General features: G+C 38.6%; 1 protein-coding gene. It reads left to right on the top strand.

The window, feature by feature from the left end; genetic code table 11:
- A partial coding sequence (locus tag ACTYA4_RS22155; protein ID WP_445505879.1) for a BMP family lipoprotein occupies nucleotides 1-568 on the top strand: 568 nt, incomplete at both ends.

Genomic DNA, 568 nt, shown 5'->3' with positions numbered 1-568 from the left:
GCAAAAAGATGCTCATTTTGCGATTGTAGATTCCGTAGTTAAACAACCGAACGTTGCAAGTATCACTTTTAAAGAACAAGAAGGTGCTTTCTTAGCTGGTCTTGCTGCAGGTAAAGCAACAAAATCTAATAAAATCGGCTTTATCGGCGGGATGGAAAATGAAATTATTTGGCATTTTGAAGCTGGATTTGTTGATGGTGTTAAGGCTGCCAATCCAAAAGCAAAAGTAGATGTACAATATGCTGGTGCTTTCACGAAACCAGAAATCGGTAAAACAATTGCTAATAAAATGTATTCTTCAGGCGCTGATGTAGTATTCCATGCTTCTGGAGGAACAGGTGCTGGTTTATTTACCGAGGCTCGTGAATTAAAAGAAAAAGATCCTTCGAAATACATTTGGGCAATCGGAGTAGACTCTGATCAATCTCCGGAAGGTGTAGTTGGAGAGCATAATGTAGTGTTAACATCTGCATTAAAAGGTGTTTCTACAGCAGTAAAAGATGTTACGACAAAAGCAAAAGATGGCAATTTCCCTGGTGGAGAATCACTTGTATATGGTTTAAAAGAG

The sequence above is a fragment of the Niallia yueguangensis genome (assembly GCF_052663115.1).
The sequence above is the reverse complement of the archived record's forward strand: the minus strand, read 5'-3'. Positions and strand labels throughout refer to the sequence as shown.